The organism is Streptococcus pantholopis, assembly GCF_001642085.1.
GTDB lineage: Bacteria > Bacillota > Bacilli > Lactobacillales > Streptococcaceae > Streptococcus > Streptococcus pantholopis.
This window is the reverse complement of sequence record NZ_CP014699.1, coordinates 1,328,909-1,345,423: the sequence shown is the minus strand read 5'-3', so window position 1 is coordinate 1,345,423 and position 16,515 is coordinate 1,328,909. Positions and strand designations below refer to the sequence as shown.

Genomic DNA, 16,515 nt, shown 5'->3' with positions numbered 1-16,515 from the left:
AAGATGAGCGGAAAATCGATTTTTGATAAATTATGGGAAAGGCATACCATAACCGGCAAAGAGGGGGAACCCCAGCTCATGTATGTCGATCAGCACTATATCCATGAAGTGACTAGTCCTCAGGCATTCGACGGTCTGAGAGAAGCCGGTCGGAAGGTGCGCCGGCCGGACTTGACATTCGGCACTTTTGATCACAATGTCCCTACTGTTAATATTTACGATATCCGTGATGTGATTTCTAAAGCACAGATGGATGCCTTAGCCCGTAATGTCGTGGAATTTGGTATTCCTCATGCCAGTCACGGATCTGAGCATCAGGGTATTGTGCATATGGTCGGACCGGAAACCGGACGTACTCAGCCCGGCAAGTTTATCGTTTGCGGTGACAGCCATACGGCTACCCACGGTGCTTTTGGCGCTATCGGTTTTGGTATCGGAACAACAGAGGTTGAACATGTTTTTGCGACTCAAACCATTTGGCAGCTTAAGCCTAAAAAACTGCTGGTTCGGTTTATCGGCAAGCCGCAAAAAGGGGTCTATTCTAAAGATTATGTCTTGGCTCTGATTGCCCGTTACGGAGTGGCTGTCGGGGTCGGCCATGTGGTCGAGTATGTAGGTGAAGCTATTGATGATCTAAGTATGGAAGAGCGAATGACAATCTGCAATATGTCTATTGAGTTTGGTTCTAAAATGGGGATTATGAATCCTGACCAAAAAACATTTGACTATCTTAAAGATAAAGAGTATGCTCCGAAAGATTTTGATGCAGCAGTAGCCGATTGGCGAACTCTGGTATCTGATCAAGATGCTGAATACGATAAAGTCATTGAATTAGATGTGTCCGACTTAGCACCGATGGTCACTTGGGGGACTAATCCTTCTATGGGTGTGGAATTTGGCCGGCCATTTCCGGAAATCAGCGATATGAATGACGAACGGGCCTATCATTATATGGAGCTTGAACCCGGACAAACAGCTAAAGATATTAAATTGGGTTATGTCTTTTTAGGCTCATGCACTAATGCGCGTTTAAGTGATCTGAAGGAAGCGGCAAAGTTTGTCAAAGGTAAGCATATTGCTCCTCATTTAACAGCTATTGTGGTTCCGGGGAGCCGTCCGGTTAAGCGGGCAGCTGAGAGAGTCGGCTTGGACAAAATTTTCACAGATGCTGGTTTTGAATGGCGTGAACCTGGCTGCTCCATGTGTCTGGGGATGAATCCGGACAAGGTACCAAACGGACTACATTGTGCTTCCACCAGCAACCGCAATTTTGAAGATCGGCAGGGCGTAGGGGCCAAGACTCATTTATGCAGTCCGGCCATGGCAGCAGCAGCAGCTATAGCAGGGCACTTTATTGATGTTCGACAGCTCCCGGAAAGCCGACTGAAAACAGTATTAGACAGCTAAAGCAGCAGATCCGAAAATTTTGCAGAGCAGCTGAGTTTTGGTCACAAAACTCGGACGAAAAGTTTAAGTGCTAGCCGCTGGGAGAAAATAATGGATAAATTTACAGTATATACGGGAACAACTGTTCCTTTGATGAATGATAATATTGATACCGATCAAATACTGCCTAAACAATTTTTGAAACTGATCGACAAAAAAGGTTTTGGAAAATATTTGATGTACGAATGGCGCTACCTTGACGATAACTATACAGAAGATCCTGATTTTATTTTTAATCAGCCGGCTTACCGTCGGGCGACAATTCTGATTACAGGTGAGAATTTCGGTGCAGGGTCATCGCGTGAACATGCGGCCTGGGCCCTGGCAGATTATGGTTTCAAAGTCATTATTGCCGGCTCTTTTGGCGATATCCATTATAATAATGATCTCAACAACGGCGTTTTGCCAATTGTTCAGCCTTTGGACGTACGCCAAAAATTATCGGCTTTAAAGCCTGATGATGAGCTGACAGTAGATTTGGCTGAACAGACCATCATCTCACCTGTAGGAAGGTTTCATTTTGATATAGACAGGGAATGGAAGAATAAGCTGCTAAAGGGTTTAGATGATATTGGCATCACTCTGCAGTATGAAAAGCTTATTGCAGATTATGAAAAGAATCGGCCTAAATACTGGCAGTAAGTTCCAATCAGCAGTATAAAGGTTTTTGCTTTTTACAGCAGCAGTTTCACCTAGGAGCTGCTGATGTTGAACTGCCAGTTTGGAAAATTCAGAAAATTTATTGCTTTTTGCAAGTGAGCATGATAAACTAATAAGGTATGATTAAAATTTAGATGGAGAACAATCTGTTATGACGAAACATATCCACTGGAACGGCGAGCTGTCACAAGAAGGCCTTGATATTGTTAAGAGTCAGGGCGGTGTCATTGTCTGTCCGACTAAGGTAGGCTATATTATTATGACTGCTGATAAGCAAGGACTGGAACGTAAATTTGCAGCCAAAGAGCGTAAGCGCAATAAACCAGGTGTGGTACTTTGCGGCAGTATGGAAGAACTGCGCGCTCTTGCTCAGCTGACGCCTGAAATTGACGCTTTTTATCAAAAACACTGGGATGAAGACATTCTTCTTGGCTGTATTCTGCCTTGGCGGAAAGAGGCTTATGAGCAATTGCAGGCATACGGTGACGGTCGTGAGGAGTTGATGACGGATAGTCGCGGCACATCTTGTTTTGTTATCAAATTTGGTGTAGCAGGCGAACAGATTGCTAAGGAAATGTGGGAAAAAGAGGGACGTATGGTCTATGCTTCGTCTGCTAACCCGTCAGGAAAAGGCAACCGCGGGAAAGTGGAAGGTATCGGTCAGCGTATTGAATCATATGTTGATCTTGTTATTGAAGCCGATGATTATGTGGCATCAATCCAGCCGGATAAGACGGTAGAGACTCGCTATGAACAAGGTGTTATGGTTTCGATGGTAGATGCAGACGGAACTTTAATTCCTGAACAAGGAAAAGGGAGCCGTTCTATTACACCTTGTCCAGTGGTTATCCGCAAAGGTCTTGACATTGACAAAATAATGATGCACTTGTCTGACTACTTCAATTCATGGGACTACCGCCAAGGAGAATACTATTAAGAAAACAAAACTATCATTGGGGACAATGATAGTTTTGTTTTCTGCTTTTACCTGTCATACAAATACAGTTCAGCTTGCTTGTCATTAATCATCAAGAAAGGAGTTTTACTGATGACTTTATTTTTGACTTCATCCTTTGCAGAGACAAAGGACCTTCTCTTAACTGTACTAAATAAGGATAAAATAGGAAAGGACATGCTGTTTATCACAACAGCAGCCCAAGTTGAAGAGTATAGGCACTTTATCGATCAGGTCTATAAGGGTTTTGAAGAGCTCGGGTTAACGGTCACCTCAGCAGATATTGCAGAAATGTCAGAAAAAGACGCCGTAAGAAAGATAGAAACATGCTCGGTTTTAGCTGTTTCAGGAGGCAATACCTTTTATCTTTTGCAGGAGTTAAAGAAGAAAAACCTACTGCCTCTTATTTGCAGGCGTTTGTCGGAAGGGATGCTTTATGCCGGAGAATCAGCAGGAGCGATTATTACGGCACCTGATATCTCCTATGCCGGGATAATGGACAGTTCTGATTTGGCACCCGAACTGACCGATACGACAGCCCTTGATTTAGTTGATTTTTCGATTTTACCTCATTTTGGTGAAGAGCCGTTTGCAACCGCCTGTCAGCAGACCATAGAAGTGTATCGGGATAAGGTGCAGCTCCTTCCAATTAATAATCACCAAGCTGTTTTTGTCACCGAAAAGGGCTATAGGATTCTGGGAGAATAAGGCGGTAAATGCTAAAGAAATTAGAGAAAAGCGTTCGCTTTCCCATCTTTTGATTTTGCCGGTCTACCAAATGCTAAAAAGCCTGCTGCAAGTGTATGAGTCTTTTGCAGCAGGCTTTTATAAGCGGCCAAAAATCATATAAAGTCTGGCATCAGTGTTTCTACTTTCCTAACTGGATATGAGGGAAATGCTCATGCAGATAATTAAAAGTCGCTTGCAGCTGGTCATCCGTTTTTTTGCCGATGTTTTTAATTGGGACACGGTATTGTTTTTTATCGTTATCCTTCAAACCAATCAAAGTAGACTGGCGGCTGACTGCGATAAACGACCGCCTTACCGTTAATATATGATGGTAGAGCTGGACAATTTCATCAAGATTCATTAAACTCAGTCCCTGATAATAGCTGATTAGGTGGTGCTTGTAAACAACAATCTGCAAGCTGTCATCATGGAATGACGACTCGGTAGCAAGAGAGGCAATGTTGCCATTTAGTTCAGGGTATTGCTGATAAAGCTCATCGTAAGCACGATTGACACGGCGTTTTGTAAAGAATGCGGTCACAATGAAGAAAAGACCGAGGCCCCCAAAAATAGCACCAACAATATAAGATGTTTGCCGATCATTTTGCAGATGGGAAAGCGATACATAGTTGTCATAAATAAAGTTCTGGCTCAGATCTGATGAAGGATCTGCAATCTCTTCCATAATTCCTTTAAGAGAAGCAGAATAATTTTGAATCTGCTCTTTACTGCTGTAGTTGGCATTATAGTAAGTAACAGCCAACTGTTCAGGATTGTCGGCCAGACTGTCTCCTTTTTTAATCAGCTGGGCAATTGTTTTATCATCTTCCTTTGCCTCTAAAGCCACATAGCCGTCCCGAAATGCAACAAGCCAAAGGACGGTATTGTGTCCGTCAATATCTGCAATTGGTTCATAGTCGATACCATAGATGTCAATAACAAGATTGCTGCCGTTTTCAGCTGCAGTCGCCTGACCATTATAAAGTATATTATTGCTTTTAATTCTGTTACTGTCGGTATTGTAATAATTAAAAACCAGATAAGCTACAGCAATCAGCAAAAAAATAAGACCAATAACTAAATTCGCCACAAAACCCTTGTTGCGCTTTTCTTTTATCATAAACCTCTCCTTACACCAAGATACAAAGGCCGTTATAAGAGCACAGCAAAAATAGGAAAATTGACGAAGAGTCGTTAAGACTCTAGGAAATTTTATCTTTTTTGCACAGCTCTTAGGCCGTGTTCAATTCCACCAAGATACAAAGCCCGTTAAAAAATCCGTATGAAAATGGCGGTAAGTCCGAAATCTCTGATTTCGCAGACGCACCCCTGCCAGAACGACTAGAAGGGTGCAGCAGGCTGTAAAGACTGCAAAGCCTTCAGACGTTTACGGCTTTTCAAATCAATTGCTAGTACAAAGCACATAGCGTCAGCCATCTTTTTTATTAGGATTTTAGGCCGGTCTTCAATAATATCATAAGAGCCTGATTCTGCTTTAGAAAAATCGTGCTTCCATATCATTTCCATGCTCAGCTGCTGCTCTATCAGAAAGTGATACGGGCATTTTCCACAGAAGACCAGTCTCATTCACTAATAACAAATCCAGTATAGCACTAAGGAAATGAGATGGATATTAAGTTTTTATGACATCTGTAATAAAAACGACTTTTTCTTTTGCTTGGCTGTTAAATTTTTATCAGCATTTAAGCAGGTTTCGCCGAAATAAAGCCGGTCTAAAGGCACAGCCTTTGAAGCTGATAGCTAAAATAGTTTTTATTCAGTTTCTTTCTGCTTTTAATCTAAGTGTTTTTTGCTATAATAGTAACATGAACAAAGAAAAGAAAATTGAAAATTATGAGCTGTTATTGGCTCAGGCCAGGTCTCTTTTTTCTGACGAGCCTAATGTACTGGCAAATTTAGCCAATGCCAGCGCTCTTTTAAAAACAGCCCTGCCTCATTCTGTATTTGCAGGCTTCTATCTTTTTGACGGACAGCAGCTAATACTCGGTCCTTTTCAAGGAAATGTTTCTTGTGTCCGGATTGCTATGGGCAAAGGGGTCTGCGGTGAAGCGGCTCAAAGGCAGGAAACTGTCATTGTTGATGATGTAGAAACCTACCCTAATTATATAGCCTGTGATTCAGCAGCAAAAAGCGAAATTGTGCTGCCTATGATTAAAAACGGTCAGCTGGTTGGTGTTCTGGATTTAGATTCGGCTTTGATTGGTGATTATGATGCTGTTGATCAAAGCTATCTGGAAGCATTTGTTTCACTGCTTCTGGACGAAACCTGCTGGGATTTTGAAATGTTCGGAGTTAACAAATAATGTACCAAGCCCTTTATCGGAAGTACCGCAGCCAGACTTTTTCGGAAATGGTTGGCCAGACAGTTATTTCAACCACTTTAAAACAGGCCGTAGCCAGCGGGAAAATCAGTCATGCATATCTCTTTTCGGGTCCGCGCGGTACCGGAAAGACCAGTGCGGCTAAAATTTTTGCTAAGGCAATGAACTGTCCGCATCAAGTTGATGGCGAGCCCTGCAATCAATGTGATATCTGCCGTGACATCACTAAGGGAAGCTTAGAAGATGTGATGGAAATTGACGCTGCTTCAAACAACGGTGTTGATGAGATAAGAGAAATTCGTGATAAATCCACCTATGCTCCCAGCCGGGCAACCTACAAGGTTTATATCATCGATGAGGTTCACATGCTCTCAACAGGGGCATTTAATGCGCTCTTAAAAACTTTGGAAGAACCGACAGAGAATGTTGTTTTTATTTTAGCAACAACAGAACTTCATAAAATTCCAGCCACTATTCTTTCGCGTGTCCAGCGTTTCGAATTTAAAACCATTAAATCAACAGCGATTGAATCGCATCTGGCTGCTATTTTGGATCAGGAAACTGTCAGCTATGAACCTGAAGCCCTCTCATTGATTGCAAGGCGGGCAGAAGGCGGCATGCGTGATGCCTTATCTATCTTAGATCAGGCTCTCAGTTTAACAACTGATAAGGAGGTTACCTTAGCGGTTGCCGAAGAAATTACCGGCAGTATTTCATTGACTGCACTGGATGATTATGTTAATGATTTGCTGCATCATGACACCTTATCTGCTCTGAACCGTTTGAGTCTTATCTTTGACAGCGGCAAAAGTATGAGCCGTTTTGCGACTGACCTGCTCACCTATCTGCGTGACGTGCTGGTTGTTCAGTCGGGAGGGGATGCTTCTCAGAGAAGCGCTGCTTTTCAAGATAATCTCGCTTTTAAGCAGGAAACAGTCTTTAAAATGATTGATCTAATAACTGCAAGCCTCCAGTCTATTAAACAGGGGACTCAACCAAAAGTATATGCTGAAATGATGACCATTCAGCTGGCAGAAATGCCTCTGGAATCCGAGCAGACTAACCCATCTGCAGCTGAAATTGAGGAGCTGCAAAAAGAGCTGAATCAACTCAAAAAAGAAATAGCAGCCTTGCGTTCCGGTCAGCCGGTATCAGACAAACAGCCACCGGAAGTTAAGGCCAAAACAGCCTTCAAATATAAGGTTGATAAAGAAAAAATACTGAAAATTATGCAGGAGACTGTCGCTGACAGTGAACAGTCGCGCGCTTACCTAGATGCTTTAAAGGAAGCATGGAATGAAATTCTAGACAGTATTAAGGCGCAGGACCGCGCACTTTTATTGGGGGCTGAGCCCGTCCTTGCCAATAGTGAAACGGCTATTCTGGCTTTTAAGGCTGCATTTAATGCAGAACAGGCCATGAAACGAAGCGACCTTAACGCAGTTTTTGGCAATATTATGAGTCAGGCAGCAGGCTTTTCTCCAAATATTCTTGCGGTTCCGCGCTCTGATTTCGATCAAATTCGTGCTGAATTTGCAGAAACCTTTAAGAGTCAAAAACAGGAGGAAGCTGTGCAGGAAGACGGTAAGGATGATCTGATCCCGGAAGCCTTTGCTTTTCTATCCGATAAGATTGAGACAGTAGCCGATTAGTTTGAGATGGTCAGCTGGTAAGTTAATGAAAAGAGAAAATCGCTGTGCTTCTATACTTCAGAGTGTTGTAATCTGAAGTATGCTTCTCATCAGCAGTGATGCAGAGAGAAAAGGTGGGGCGGTCAGTCGGATTGGGCTGCAGCAGCAAAAGCGGAGCGGATATTTCTTTTTTTTTAGAATTGATGAAGATATGCTATAATAAAAGCATGACTAAAGGACAATTTTTATTAATGGCGGTAGTATGTGCCTTTGAAACTTATTTTTTTAATGATGCTATTTTTAGCCAAGACTACCTTATAGCTGTTTTTTGGGGCATTTTGCTGCTGCGTAACTTACAGCGGGCCTATCTGATTACACAGTTCACTAAAAATGTTTTCGACACTACCAAGAGGAAAGACTGATTTCCCCGCTGGTCAGTGTCTTTTTTTGACCGTTGTCAAGCCTGACCAGCAGTTCTCCTCGATCAGTAATTTCATAAGCGGTCCCCTTATAGGTTTGGCCGTTTTCCATAAAAGTAATGGTCTTATCCAGAACGAGTGACTTTTCTTTGTAGACTTTAAGCAAGTCTTTTTCAGGAATTGTAAAAAAGAGCTTCCAAATCTCAGTAATCAGTTGGTTACGGCTAATCGTCGGCTGTTCTGTGCTGAAAAGTGAAGTGGCTTTAGCAGTTAGGGACTCAGGGAAATCTTTAATAGAGAAGTTAAACCCCACTCCAATGATGACATCTGTGATGGCTCCTGTTTCAACGGAAGTCATCGCTTCGGTGAGAATCCCTCCTATCTTTTTGCCGTCTAAATAAATGTCATTGACCCATTTGATTTCAGTCTCAATGCCAGTCAGTCTGGAGATGGCCTTGACAATACTTGCAGCGACCATCAGCGTATAAGGCTTGGTCTGATTGAACGACAGCTGAGGTTTGAAATGCAAAGACATATAGATGCCTCCCTGCTCCTGCTCTGCCGTAAAAAAAGGGCGCTCAAAACGTCCCTTGGCTTTGCCTTGCTGTGTAGCCAGATAAAGGTGAGGCGTTTGGCTGGCTGTTTCAATTCCTTTTTTAGCATCCAACTGGGTGGAGAGGCTGTTGTCATTCATGGAGACAGCAATCTGCAGTGCATCGGCAATTTTTTCCGGCAGCAGAAGATCGCCGCTGCATATCCGGTAGCCCTTGTTTTTTACGGCTTCGATAATAATGCCGTTTTTTTCTAGCTTTTTGATAGCCTTCCAAATTGCTGTCCGTGAAAGACCGAGCTGTTCAGCTAAATATTCACCGGTGATAAAGGTATCGCTTTTTTTTAATAACTGATAAACGTGTTCGTAGGTTTTCATAATCAAATTATAGCACAATTAACTGTATTTTAGTGTGATAAGGCTGTTTTTTGAGACGACTGACTGTCATCTTTTATAAAAAATCGATATAACAAAAGAGTGAAAAACATGGTACAATAAAAGGGTTAATAAGTCCCGAAAAGGTGGCTGTAATAATCTGTTTTCTGGAAAAGATTAATGCAAAAAATCAGCAGTAAAAAGAACCGTTTGCTAAATTTGAAAAAACTTAAGAAGCGGTGCTAATGAAGAATTTTTTTATGCTGACTAATAGCTCAAAAGCCAATTATTCTGTCTTGATAACAGGTTTTCAGTCAGTGCTTTGTAACTTTTTAACAGACTGGAATGACGGTTTTTTGTTTTTTCTTTTTCTGAACTTATAGAGCTGTCTGTAAGTTAGGATTAGTAAGAGAATGCAGGACTGTTTAAATCAGATAAACATTATTAAAAGGGGGACATTTTATGTCAGAACGCAAACTGTTTACGTCTGAATCGGTATCTGAAGGGCATCCAGATAAAATTGCCGACCAAATCTCAGACGCTATTTTAGACGCTGTTTTGGAACAAGATCCAGACGCACATGTCGCTGTGGAAACTGCCGTATATACAGGCACAGTCCATGTTTTTGGAGAAATGTCAACTACAGCTTATATAGACATAAATCAATTGGTACGAAAGACAATTGCAGAAATAGGCTACTGCCATCCAGATTATGGTTTTGCAGCAGAAGCAGTCGGTGTGCATCCATCTCTGGTCGAACAGTCAGCTGATATTGCTCAAGGGGTCAGCGAGGCTTTGGAAGTTCGTGAGAAAGGCGGGAGTGATCCTTTGGATTTTATCGGTGCCGGCGATCAAGGGATGATGTTTGGTTTCGCTGTTGATGAGACACCAGAACTGATGCCTCTGCCAATTTCACTTTCACATCAACTGGTTAAAAAACTGGCTGACTTGAGAAAGTCTGGTAAAATTAGCTATCTCAGGCCCGATGCCAAATCTCAGGTGACAGTAGAATATGATTCTCATGATAAACCTGTTCGAGTAGATACGGTAGTCATTTCGACTCAGCATGACCCTGATGTCTCTAATCAGCAAATTTATGCAGATGTTACCAATCAGGTCATTAAAACTATTATTCCTTCTGAATACTTGGATGAGCAGACGAAAATTTTAATTAATCCGACCGGCCGATTCGTTATTGGCGGCCCTCAGGGAGATTCCGGCTTAACGGGACGAAAAATTATTGTTGATACCTATGGCGGTTATGCACGCCACGGCGGCGGAGCCTTTTCGGGTAAAGATGCTACAAAGGTGGATCGGTCAGCTTCTTATGCAGCCCGCTATATCGCCAAAAATATTGTTGCGGCTGGACTGGCTGCTAAAGCTGAGGTGCAGCTGGCTTATGCGATCGGTGTGGCCCAGCCTGTTTCAGTCCGTGTCGATACATTCGGAACAGGCCAAGTTGCTGAAGGCAAACTCGAAAAGGCAGTACGTCAAGTTTTTGATTTGCGTCCTGCCGGTATTATTAACATGCTGGGTCTGAAACGTCCTATTTACCGTCAAACGGCTGCTTACGGTCATATGGGGCGGACAGATCTTGATCTTCCGTGGGAAAAAACAGATAAAACTGAAGCATTAAAAACTGCTTTGCAGCAAGATTCTTAGGATTTTAGCTGTCAGAGCCACTGGTAAACCTTTTTAAAAAACGAACAGCCCTCTGTAAATCAAGTATAATATTGATTTTACAGGGGGCTTTTCTCTGACTGTTATGATAGCTGAAAAAAGGGCTTAACTATTTTAACTGTTTTCATCACTTTGCCGGTAATCTCGGTCAAAGTTGGCTAAGACTGTCAAACTAAGAACAATCAAAGGTAAAAAAACAATCAGCAGGCTAATCCATGAATTGCCAGCAGGAGCCTGCCCTGAAGTTACAGCAGGCTGGAAATCGATGAGACAGTGGATAAGAACCGGAAGCCACAAGTTATTATACTTAATACGCAGAGCCGCAAAAATTAAGCCAAAAACAGCAGCATAAAAAACTTGCTGAGTCACTGCTGTAAAAGGACTGGTCATTAAATTTGTAAAATGCAGCACCCCGAATATGATGGCAGAAAGACATGAAGCGCCTAAAAACGGCCGTTTGCTGTTTTTCTGATGCAGGAGCTGCAAAAGGCCGGAAAACATCAGTCCCCGAACTAAAAGTTCTTCAAAAATTCCTGCAGCCGTTGCCGCTAAAAGTATGGGAAGCGCTGGTAAGAGTCCTTTGCTGAAAACAGTTAGAATATTAAAGGGAACCCGGAAAACGATTAAAAACATAACTGTAAAAATACAAAGCAGCACCGCAAATAACCCTTTGCTTGTTTTAGAATATTTAATCGGTTTATCAAAAATTTTTTCGGTTTTGATAAGATAGTAGCAAAAGCTAGCTAAACTGGCACTGAGGATGAAATTTAAAAAGTTTGGGAAAAAAGCTGAGCTGTCTTTATTGACTGGCAGACCTTTGAGTAAATCAGAAAATAGGAAAAAGATCAAAAAAACGGCTAAGCCTTGCAGCAGTAATTTTTTGCCGTTTGCTTCTTTAATTGTGTGACTAATCATGATAAAATCCTTTCTTGTTTCTGCTTCCATTTTTTCATAACTTTTAGCAAGCTGTCAATAAGAAAAAAATAAAAAACAGATAAAAATGAGATAGTTGTTAGACAGGCTTTAGATAAGCCTTTTTTCTTTGTGGTAAAATAAACATACAGCTAAGAAAGCCTTTTTAAAAATGAGTTTATTCTTAAAAATGAGGAATGGTGTCATGCCAGAAAAACTCTTCGGGCTTTGTATCTTGCTGAACTGAACACTGCCTAAGCTCTTTGCCAAGAAGAAATGCAATCGTACAATGTGTTAACGGAGTGACAAGCCTGGCTGCTTTGAGAGTACAGTCTGTCCTAGATCCTTAATCTTTTCGTTCAGCATCTCATTTTTGCTGTGAGCTTCAAATGGTTTTTGTTCCTTGTTGTTGGAGGTGGCGTATGCGTAAATTATTGTTTTTTTTACTGGGGCTTCTTTGTTTTGGGGGCTTTATGTGGGAAAGCTTTATCTTTTTTAATTTAAATCTGTCTGTTAAACAATGGCACACTTTTGGTGCGGCTATGGCAGTTTTACTCCTATTTTATTTTCTGCCTTTAGCAGTTTTGGCCTCTTATTTTTCGAAAAAAGAGGAACTGAAGCTTTCTCATTTTTGGCTGTCTTTTTTGGCAGGAGCGGCAGGAATTGCCTCTCTGTCAGGACTTTTAAACTTATGGCTGACAAGGTTTTTAGGAATGATTGTCAGTAACCAGTCTTTTTTAAATAATTGGTCAGCCAGTATTGTTCCGCCTTTTGCAGAGGAAGGGTTAAAACTTGTTATTGCACTGGTTATCGCTTATCTAGTCAAGGCTAAAAAATTGTCGGCATATCTATTAATTGGTCTAGGAGTAGGTCTTGGTTTTCAACTGTCAGAAGACTATACTTATGTCACTGCTGCTTTTATTGATAAGGTTTCAAGTCCTTTGCTGCAGGCCTTTCTGCGATTAGAAAGTGCTTTTGCTTCTCATTGGTTGCTGACGGCTATGCTGAGCGGAGCCTGCTTCATCTTATTTGTAGAAAAGGGGAAGTCTAAACCCTATCTGACTTATTTATGGCTGATTTCTCCTCTAATTCTGCATGTTTTGTGGAACAGCCCTTGGATTGATGGCAATATTGTGCTAAAAGTGCTGCTCACCTTTGTGAGTTGGTTTTTATTTGGAACATTGTTTTATTATGTCTTTTTTGGCAAATCTCGTAAGTCTTTGACTTCTTAGTTGGAAGAAGTTTGCTGAGAAATGGAGATCTGTACAAAGTTTCTCCGAAAAAGAGGTGCGGTTAAAGTCTAAAGCTCTTATGAGGAAGTTTCTAACTTCTACTAAGGGTTTTTACTATAGCAAAAAATGCTATATGGCTTGATGGCTTGTTTTTTTAGCTGCTGTGGTTATTTTTGTCTTTTAAACTGTTTTAGAAGTCTTTATTTTCTGCTGATTACCTAGATAAAACTTGAGAAATCAGGGTTTGTCAAAAGTCTCGAAATATGGTAAAATGCAGAGGTTAAGTTCTTGCTAAGAAAGTTTTGGAAGTATGAAAAAGATAATTATTAATGGCGGTAAACCGCTTAAAGGCGAAGTCTCTGTGTCAGGTGCGAAAAATAGTGTTGTGGCGCTGATACCGGCTGCTATTTTGGCAGACGATGTGGTGGTATTGGATGGTGTTCCTAATATTTCCGATGTTGACAGTCTGGTTGATATAATGGAAACAATGGGAGCTAAAGTGGTGCATTCTGGAGAAACGCTTGAAATCGATCCCAGAAGTGTTCAGAATATTCCCGTACCTTATGACAAAATCAGCCGACTGCGTGCTTCCTATTATTTTTACGGCAGTCTTTTAGGCCGTTTTGGCCAAGCCGTTGTCGGTTTACCGGGAGGATGTGATTTAGGCCCCCGTCCGATTGATTTGCATCTGAAAGCCTTTGAAGCTATGGGAGCCGATGTTTCTTATGAAGGGGAGTCCATGCATTTAACGACCCCTCATCAGACAATTTACGGGGCCCATATCTATATGGATACTGTCAGTGTCGGCGCAACAATCAATACAATGATTGCAGCGGTCAAGGCTCAGGGACGGACGGTGATTGAAAATGCAGCACGTGAACCTGAAATTATTGATGTCGCTACTTTACTGAATAATATGGGAGCCCGTATTCGCGGTGCTGGGACAGACGTGATTACTGTTGATGGTGTTGAAAAGCTGCATGGAACGCGCCATCAGGTTATTCCTGACCGGATTGAGGCAGGTACTTATATTGCTTTGGCAGCGGCTGCTGGAGAAGGTGTCCATATTAAAAATGTTCTTTATGAGCACCTTGAGAGCTACATTGCTAAGCTGGAGGAGATGGGTGTTCGGATGACGATTGAAGAGGACGCTATTTATGTTGAAAAACAGAGCAGTCTTCGGGCGGTTTCTGTTAAAACATCACCTTACCCTGGTTTTGCAACAGACCTTCAGCAGCCGCTCACACCCCTTTTAATAAGCGCTGAGGGTCAGGGAACGATTGTCGATACAATTTATGAAAAGCGGATCAACCATGTGCCTGAACTAGCAAAAATGGGGGCTGCGATTTCAGCGGATAAAAACAGAATTACTTACCAAGGGCCGAGCCATTTACGGGGCAGGGCTGTTAAAGCGACAGATTTACGTGCAGGAGCAGCTCTTGTGATTGCAGGACTAATGGCTGATGGCCAGACGCAGATTAGCAATGTTGAATTTATCCTTCGCGGCTATTCTAATATTATCGAAAAGCTGTCTGCTCTCGGTGCTGATATTCACCTTGTTACAGACTGAAGAGAAGGTGCAACGTAAACTGGCAGCTGTAAGACAATAAAAAGGGTCTGGGACATAAGTCTCAGGCTTTTTCTTTCTTTTCTGACCGTTTCCTGTATTTAGCAAGAGCATTTTCTCTTTTATGCTGCTAACATTTAAATCTGTTATGGTATAATAAACCTATGGATATTTGGACAGAACTGGGACGTTTGGCTTTTTGGACAACCGAACGGTTAATAATGCGTCCTTTTACTTTTTCAGACAGTGATGATTTTTGGGCTATCTGTTCCAATCCGCAGAATCTCTCTTTTATTTTTCCTGCTCAGGCCAGCAGGCAGGAAAGCGATTGTCTGCTGGTGCATTATTTCATGATGTCCCCTTTAGGTATTTGGGCTGTTGAAGATCAGGAGACTGGCAAAATGATTGGGGCTATCCGTTTTGAAAAGCTAAATCCAGTGACCAGAACAACAGAAATAGGTTATTTCCTGCACAGAGATTTTTGGGGCCGGGGCTATATGACCGAATGTCTGCAGAACTTGGTCGATTTGAGTTTTACGGCTATGGATTTGCAGGCTTTAAAAATCATTGTGCATAAGGAAAATGCTGCCAGCCGTCGGGTGGCCCAGAAAAGTGGCTTTCGTTTAATGAGGGAATTCAAAGGGAGCGACCGTTATTCGCATAAGATGCGGAATTATACTGAATATCAGATTCTTAAAGGTGATTATGATTATGAGTAAGCATCAGGAAATTTTAGAGTATTTAGAGCATTTAGCGATTGGTAAAAGAGTGAGCGTCCGCAGTATTGCCAATCATCTGCAGGTCAGTGAAGGTACGGCTTACAGGGCGATTAAAGAGGGTGAGCGCCGCGGTTTAGTGGAAACTCGGCCGCGAAGCGGTACAGTCCGAGTGGAGCAAAAACCCAGTGTTCGTATTGAGCGTCTGACCTATGCTGAAATTGCCCGAATCAGTGATTCAGAAGTTTTGGCTGGAGAAGCCGGCCTTGGCCATGCATTCAGTAAATTTTCTATCGGTGCCATGACACAGCAGAATATCGGCCGCTATTTAGTTAAAGGAGGCCTCCTCATCGTTGGTGATCGGGAAAATATTCAGCTGCTGGCTTTGGAAAATCATAATGCCATTTTGGTAACCGGCGGTTTTTCAGTCTCTAAGCGGGTTATTTCACTGGCTGACAGTCAGGGAATTCCCGTAATGGTTACGCACTACGATACATTCACGGTAGCTACGATGATTAACCATGCTTTATCTAATGTGCGTATCAAAACAGATTTAAAAACGGTCGGTCAAGTCTATCAGTCGGCAGTAGATTATGGCTATTTGACAGAAACAGAGGATATTAAGGCTTACCACAGTCTCATCAGGCAAACCAAGCATGTCCGCTTTCCAGTTGTCAGTGCGGATAATCAAGTTCTTGGTGTTATCAGTATGCGGGATGTTTTAGGAAAAGATGAGCATCTCAGTTTGACGGAAGTCATGACCGAGAACCCTATTGTTGTTAAAACTGGGACGAGTTTGGCCAGTATTAGCCAGAAGATGATTTTTGAAGATCTCAATATGCTGCCTGTCGTCTCTGATCATCACAGTTTGCTGGGAGTGATTACCCGCCGTCAGGTCATGGAAAACCTTCCTGACAATCTCCGCCAAAATAATCTTTATACCTACAGTGACCAGATTATTGCGAATCTTTCGATGGTTCAGGGGGATTATCAGTTTGTTGTGGAGCCAGCTATGATTGATTACACTGGGAATTTGGCGCAAGGGGTGCTGGCTGAACTCTTTAAAGAGATTACTGTCCGTGTTTTAACACAAAAGAAACAGAAAAATATCATTATTGAACAAATGATGCTATACTTTTTACAAGCTGTACAGATTGATGATAAACTTACCGTACGTCCGCAAATCATCAGCGAAAACAGACGCAGCCTGCTTTTAGATATTGCTGTTTATCTTAACAGCCAAATGGTTGCTAAGGCCATTGTCACAACAAAAATTAATTAATAATCAAGGAGTAGAATAG

The 16,515-nt window shown here is 42.0% G+C and carries 16 protein-coding genes; 12 read left to right on the top strand and 4 right to left on the bottom strand.

The window, feature by feature from the left end; genetic code table 11:
• The first annotated feature begins 3 nt into the window (after nucleotides 1–3).
• From leuC to A0O21_RS06195, 4 genes are all read left to right on the top strand, one after another.
• Nucleotides 4–1,407, top strand: coding sequence for a 3-isopropylmalate dehydratase large subunit (gene leuC / locus A0O21_RS06210; RefSeq protein WP_067062967.1), 1,404 nt, complete (start codon nucleotides 4–6; stop codon nucleotides 1,405–1,407).
• A 90-nt stretch (nucleotides 1,408–1,497) separates the two neighbouring features.
• Nucleotides 1,498–2,088: a 3-isopropylmalate dehydratase small subunit gene (gene leuD, locus A0O21_RS06205; protein WP_067062963.1), complete on the top strand. Its 591-nt coding sequence runs from the start codon at nucleotides 1,498–1,500 to the stop codon at nucleotides 2,086–2,088.
• A 169-nt stretch (nucleotides 2,089–2,257) separates the two neighbouring features.
• Complete coding sequence (locus tag A0O21_RS06200) at nucleotides 2,258–3,043, top strand: L-threonylcarbamoyladenylate synthase (RefSeq protein ID WP_067062958.1); 786 nt, start codon at nucleotides 2,258–2,260, stop codon at nucleotides 3,041–3,043.
• Nucleotides 3,044–3,154: 111 nt separating this feature from the next.
• Nucleotides 3,155–3,769 carry a Type 1 glutamine amidotransferase-like domain-containing protein gene (locus tag A0O21_RS06195; RefSeq protein WP_067062955.1) on the top strand — a complete coding sequence of 205 codons (615 nt, stop codon included), beginning with the start codon at nucleotides 3,155–3,157 and terminating at the stop codon, nucleotides 3,767–3,769.
• Nucleotides 3,770–3,929: 160 nt separating this feature from the next.
• On the opposite strand, the gene A0O21_RS06190 is transcribed toward A0O21_RS06195, so the two are convergent.
• Nucleotides 3,930–4,910 (bottom strand): hypothetical protein, encoded by a 981-nt coding sequence (locus A0O21_RS06190; RefSeq protein ID WP_067062952.1) that lies wholly within the window; start codon nucleotides 4,908–4,910, stop codon nucleotides 3,930–3,932.
• 221 nt (nucleotides 4,911–5,131) lie between these two features.
• Nucleotides 5,132–5,317 carry a hypothetical protein gene (locus A0O21_RS06185; protein WP_067062949.1) on the bottom strand — a complete coding sequence of 62 codons (186 nt, stop codon included), beginning with the start codon at nucleotides 5,315–5,317 and terminating at the stop codon, nucleotides 5,132–5,134.
• A gap of 299 nt (nucleotides 5,318–5,616) precedes the next feature.
• Here A0O21_RS06185 and A0O21_RS06180 point away from each other — a divergent pair, with 299 nt between their 5' ends.
• The 3 genes from A0O21_RS06180 to A0O21_RS06170 all read left to right on the top strand — a co-directional run bounded on the left by A0O21_RS06180 (nucleotide 5,617) and on the right by A0O21_RS06170 (nucleotide 8,185).
• Nucleotides 5,617–6,114 carry a GAF domain-containing protein gene (locus A0O21_RS06180; RefSeq protein WP_067065191.1) on the top strand — a complete coding sequence of 166 codons (498 nt, stop codon included), beginning with the start codon at nucleotides 5,617–5,619 and terminating at the stop codon, nucleotides 6,112–6,114.
• Entirely contained in the window at nucleotides 6,114–7,784 is a 1,671-nt protein-coding gene (gene dnaX / locus A0O21_RS06175) for a DNA polymerase III subunit gamma/tau (protein WP_067062946.1), read from the top strand. The genes A0O21_RS06180 and dnaX overlap by 1 nt, the downstream gene beginning before the upstream one ends.
• 206 nt (nucleotides 7,785–7,990) lie before the next feature.
• Nucleotides 7,991–8,185, top strand: coding sequence for a DUF3272 family protein (locus tag A0O21_RS06170; protein ID WP_067065189.1), 195 nt, complete (start codon nucleotides 7,991–7,993; stop codon nucleotides 8,183–8,185).
• Here A0O21_RS06170 and birA read toward each other — a convergent pair.
• Nucleotides 8,166–9,110: a bifunctional biotin--[acetyl-CoA-carboxylase] ligase/biotin operon repressor BirA gene (gene birA / locus A0O21_RS06165; protein ID WP_067062943.1), complete on the bottom strand. Its 945-nt coding sequence runs from the start codon at nucleotides 9,108–9,110 to the stop codon at nucleotides 8,166–8,168. The genes A0O21_RS06170 and birA overlap by 20 nt on opposite strands.
• Before the next feature lie 459 nt (nucleotides 9,111–9,569).
• Here birA and metK point away from each other — a divergent pair, with 459 nt between their 5' ends.
• A complete protein-coding gene (metK, locus tag A0O21_RS06160; RefSeq protein WP_067062938.1) occupies nucleotides 9,570–10,769 on the top strand; it encodes a methionine adenosyltransferase in 1,200 nt (399 codons plus the stop codon).
• A gap of 132 nt (nucleotides 10,770–10,901) precedes the next feature.
• On the opposite strand, the gene A0O21_RS06155 is transcribed toward metK, so the two are convergent.
• Nucleotides 10,902–11,732, bottom strand: a complete 831-nt coding sequence (locus A0O21_RS06155) for a CPBP family intramembrane glutamic endopeptidase (RefSeq protein WP_082854424.1) — start codon at nucleotides 11,730–11,732, stop codon at nucleotides 10,902–10,904.
• Between the two features lie 389 nt (nucleotides 11,733–12,121).
• Here A0O21_RS06155 and A0O21_RS06150 point away from each other — a divergent pair, with 389 nt between their 5' ends.
• The 4 genes from A0O21_RS06150 (at nucleotide 12,122) to spxR (ending at nucleotide 16,496) form a co-directional block, all read left to right on the top strand.
• Complete coding sequence (locus A0O21_RS06150) at nucleotides 12,122–12,931, top strand: PrsW family glutamic-type intramembrane protease (protein WP_067062933.1); 810 nt, start codon at nucleotides 12,122–12,124, stop codon at nucleotides 12,929–12,931.
• A 310-nt stretch (nucleotides 12,932–13,241) separates the two neighbouring features.
• Nucleotides 13,242–14,501: a UDP-N-acetylglucosamine 1-carboxyvinyltransferase gene (locus A0O21_RS06145; protein ID WP_067062930.1), complete on the top strand. Its 1,260-nt coding sequence runs from the start codon at nucleotides 13,242–13,244 to the stop codon at nucleotides 14,499–14,501.
• 161 nt (nucleotides 14,502–14,662) lie between these two features.
• A complete protein-coding gene (locus A0O21_RS06140) occupies nucleotides 14,663–15,217 on the top strand; it encodes a GNAT family N-acetyltransferase (protein WP_067062925.1) in 555 nt (184 codons plus the stop codon).
• Nucleotides 15,210–16,496 (top strand): CBS-HotDog domain-containing transcription factor SpxR, encoded by a 1,287-nt coding sequence (spxR, locus tag A0O21_RS06135; protein WP_067062921.1) that lies wholly within the window; start codon nucleotides 15,210–15,212, stop codon nucleotides 16,494–16,496. The genes A0O21_RS06140 and spxR overlap by 8 nt, the downstream gene beginning before the upstream one ends.
• Nucleotides 16,497–16,515: the final 19 nt, after the last annotated feature.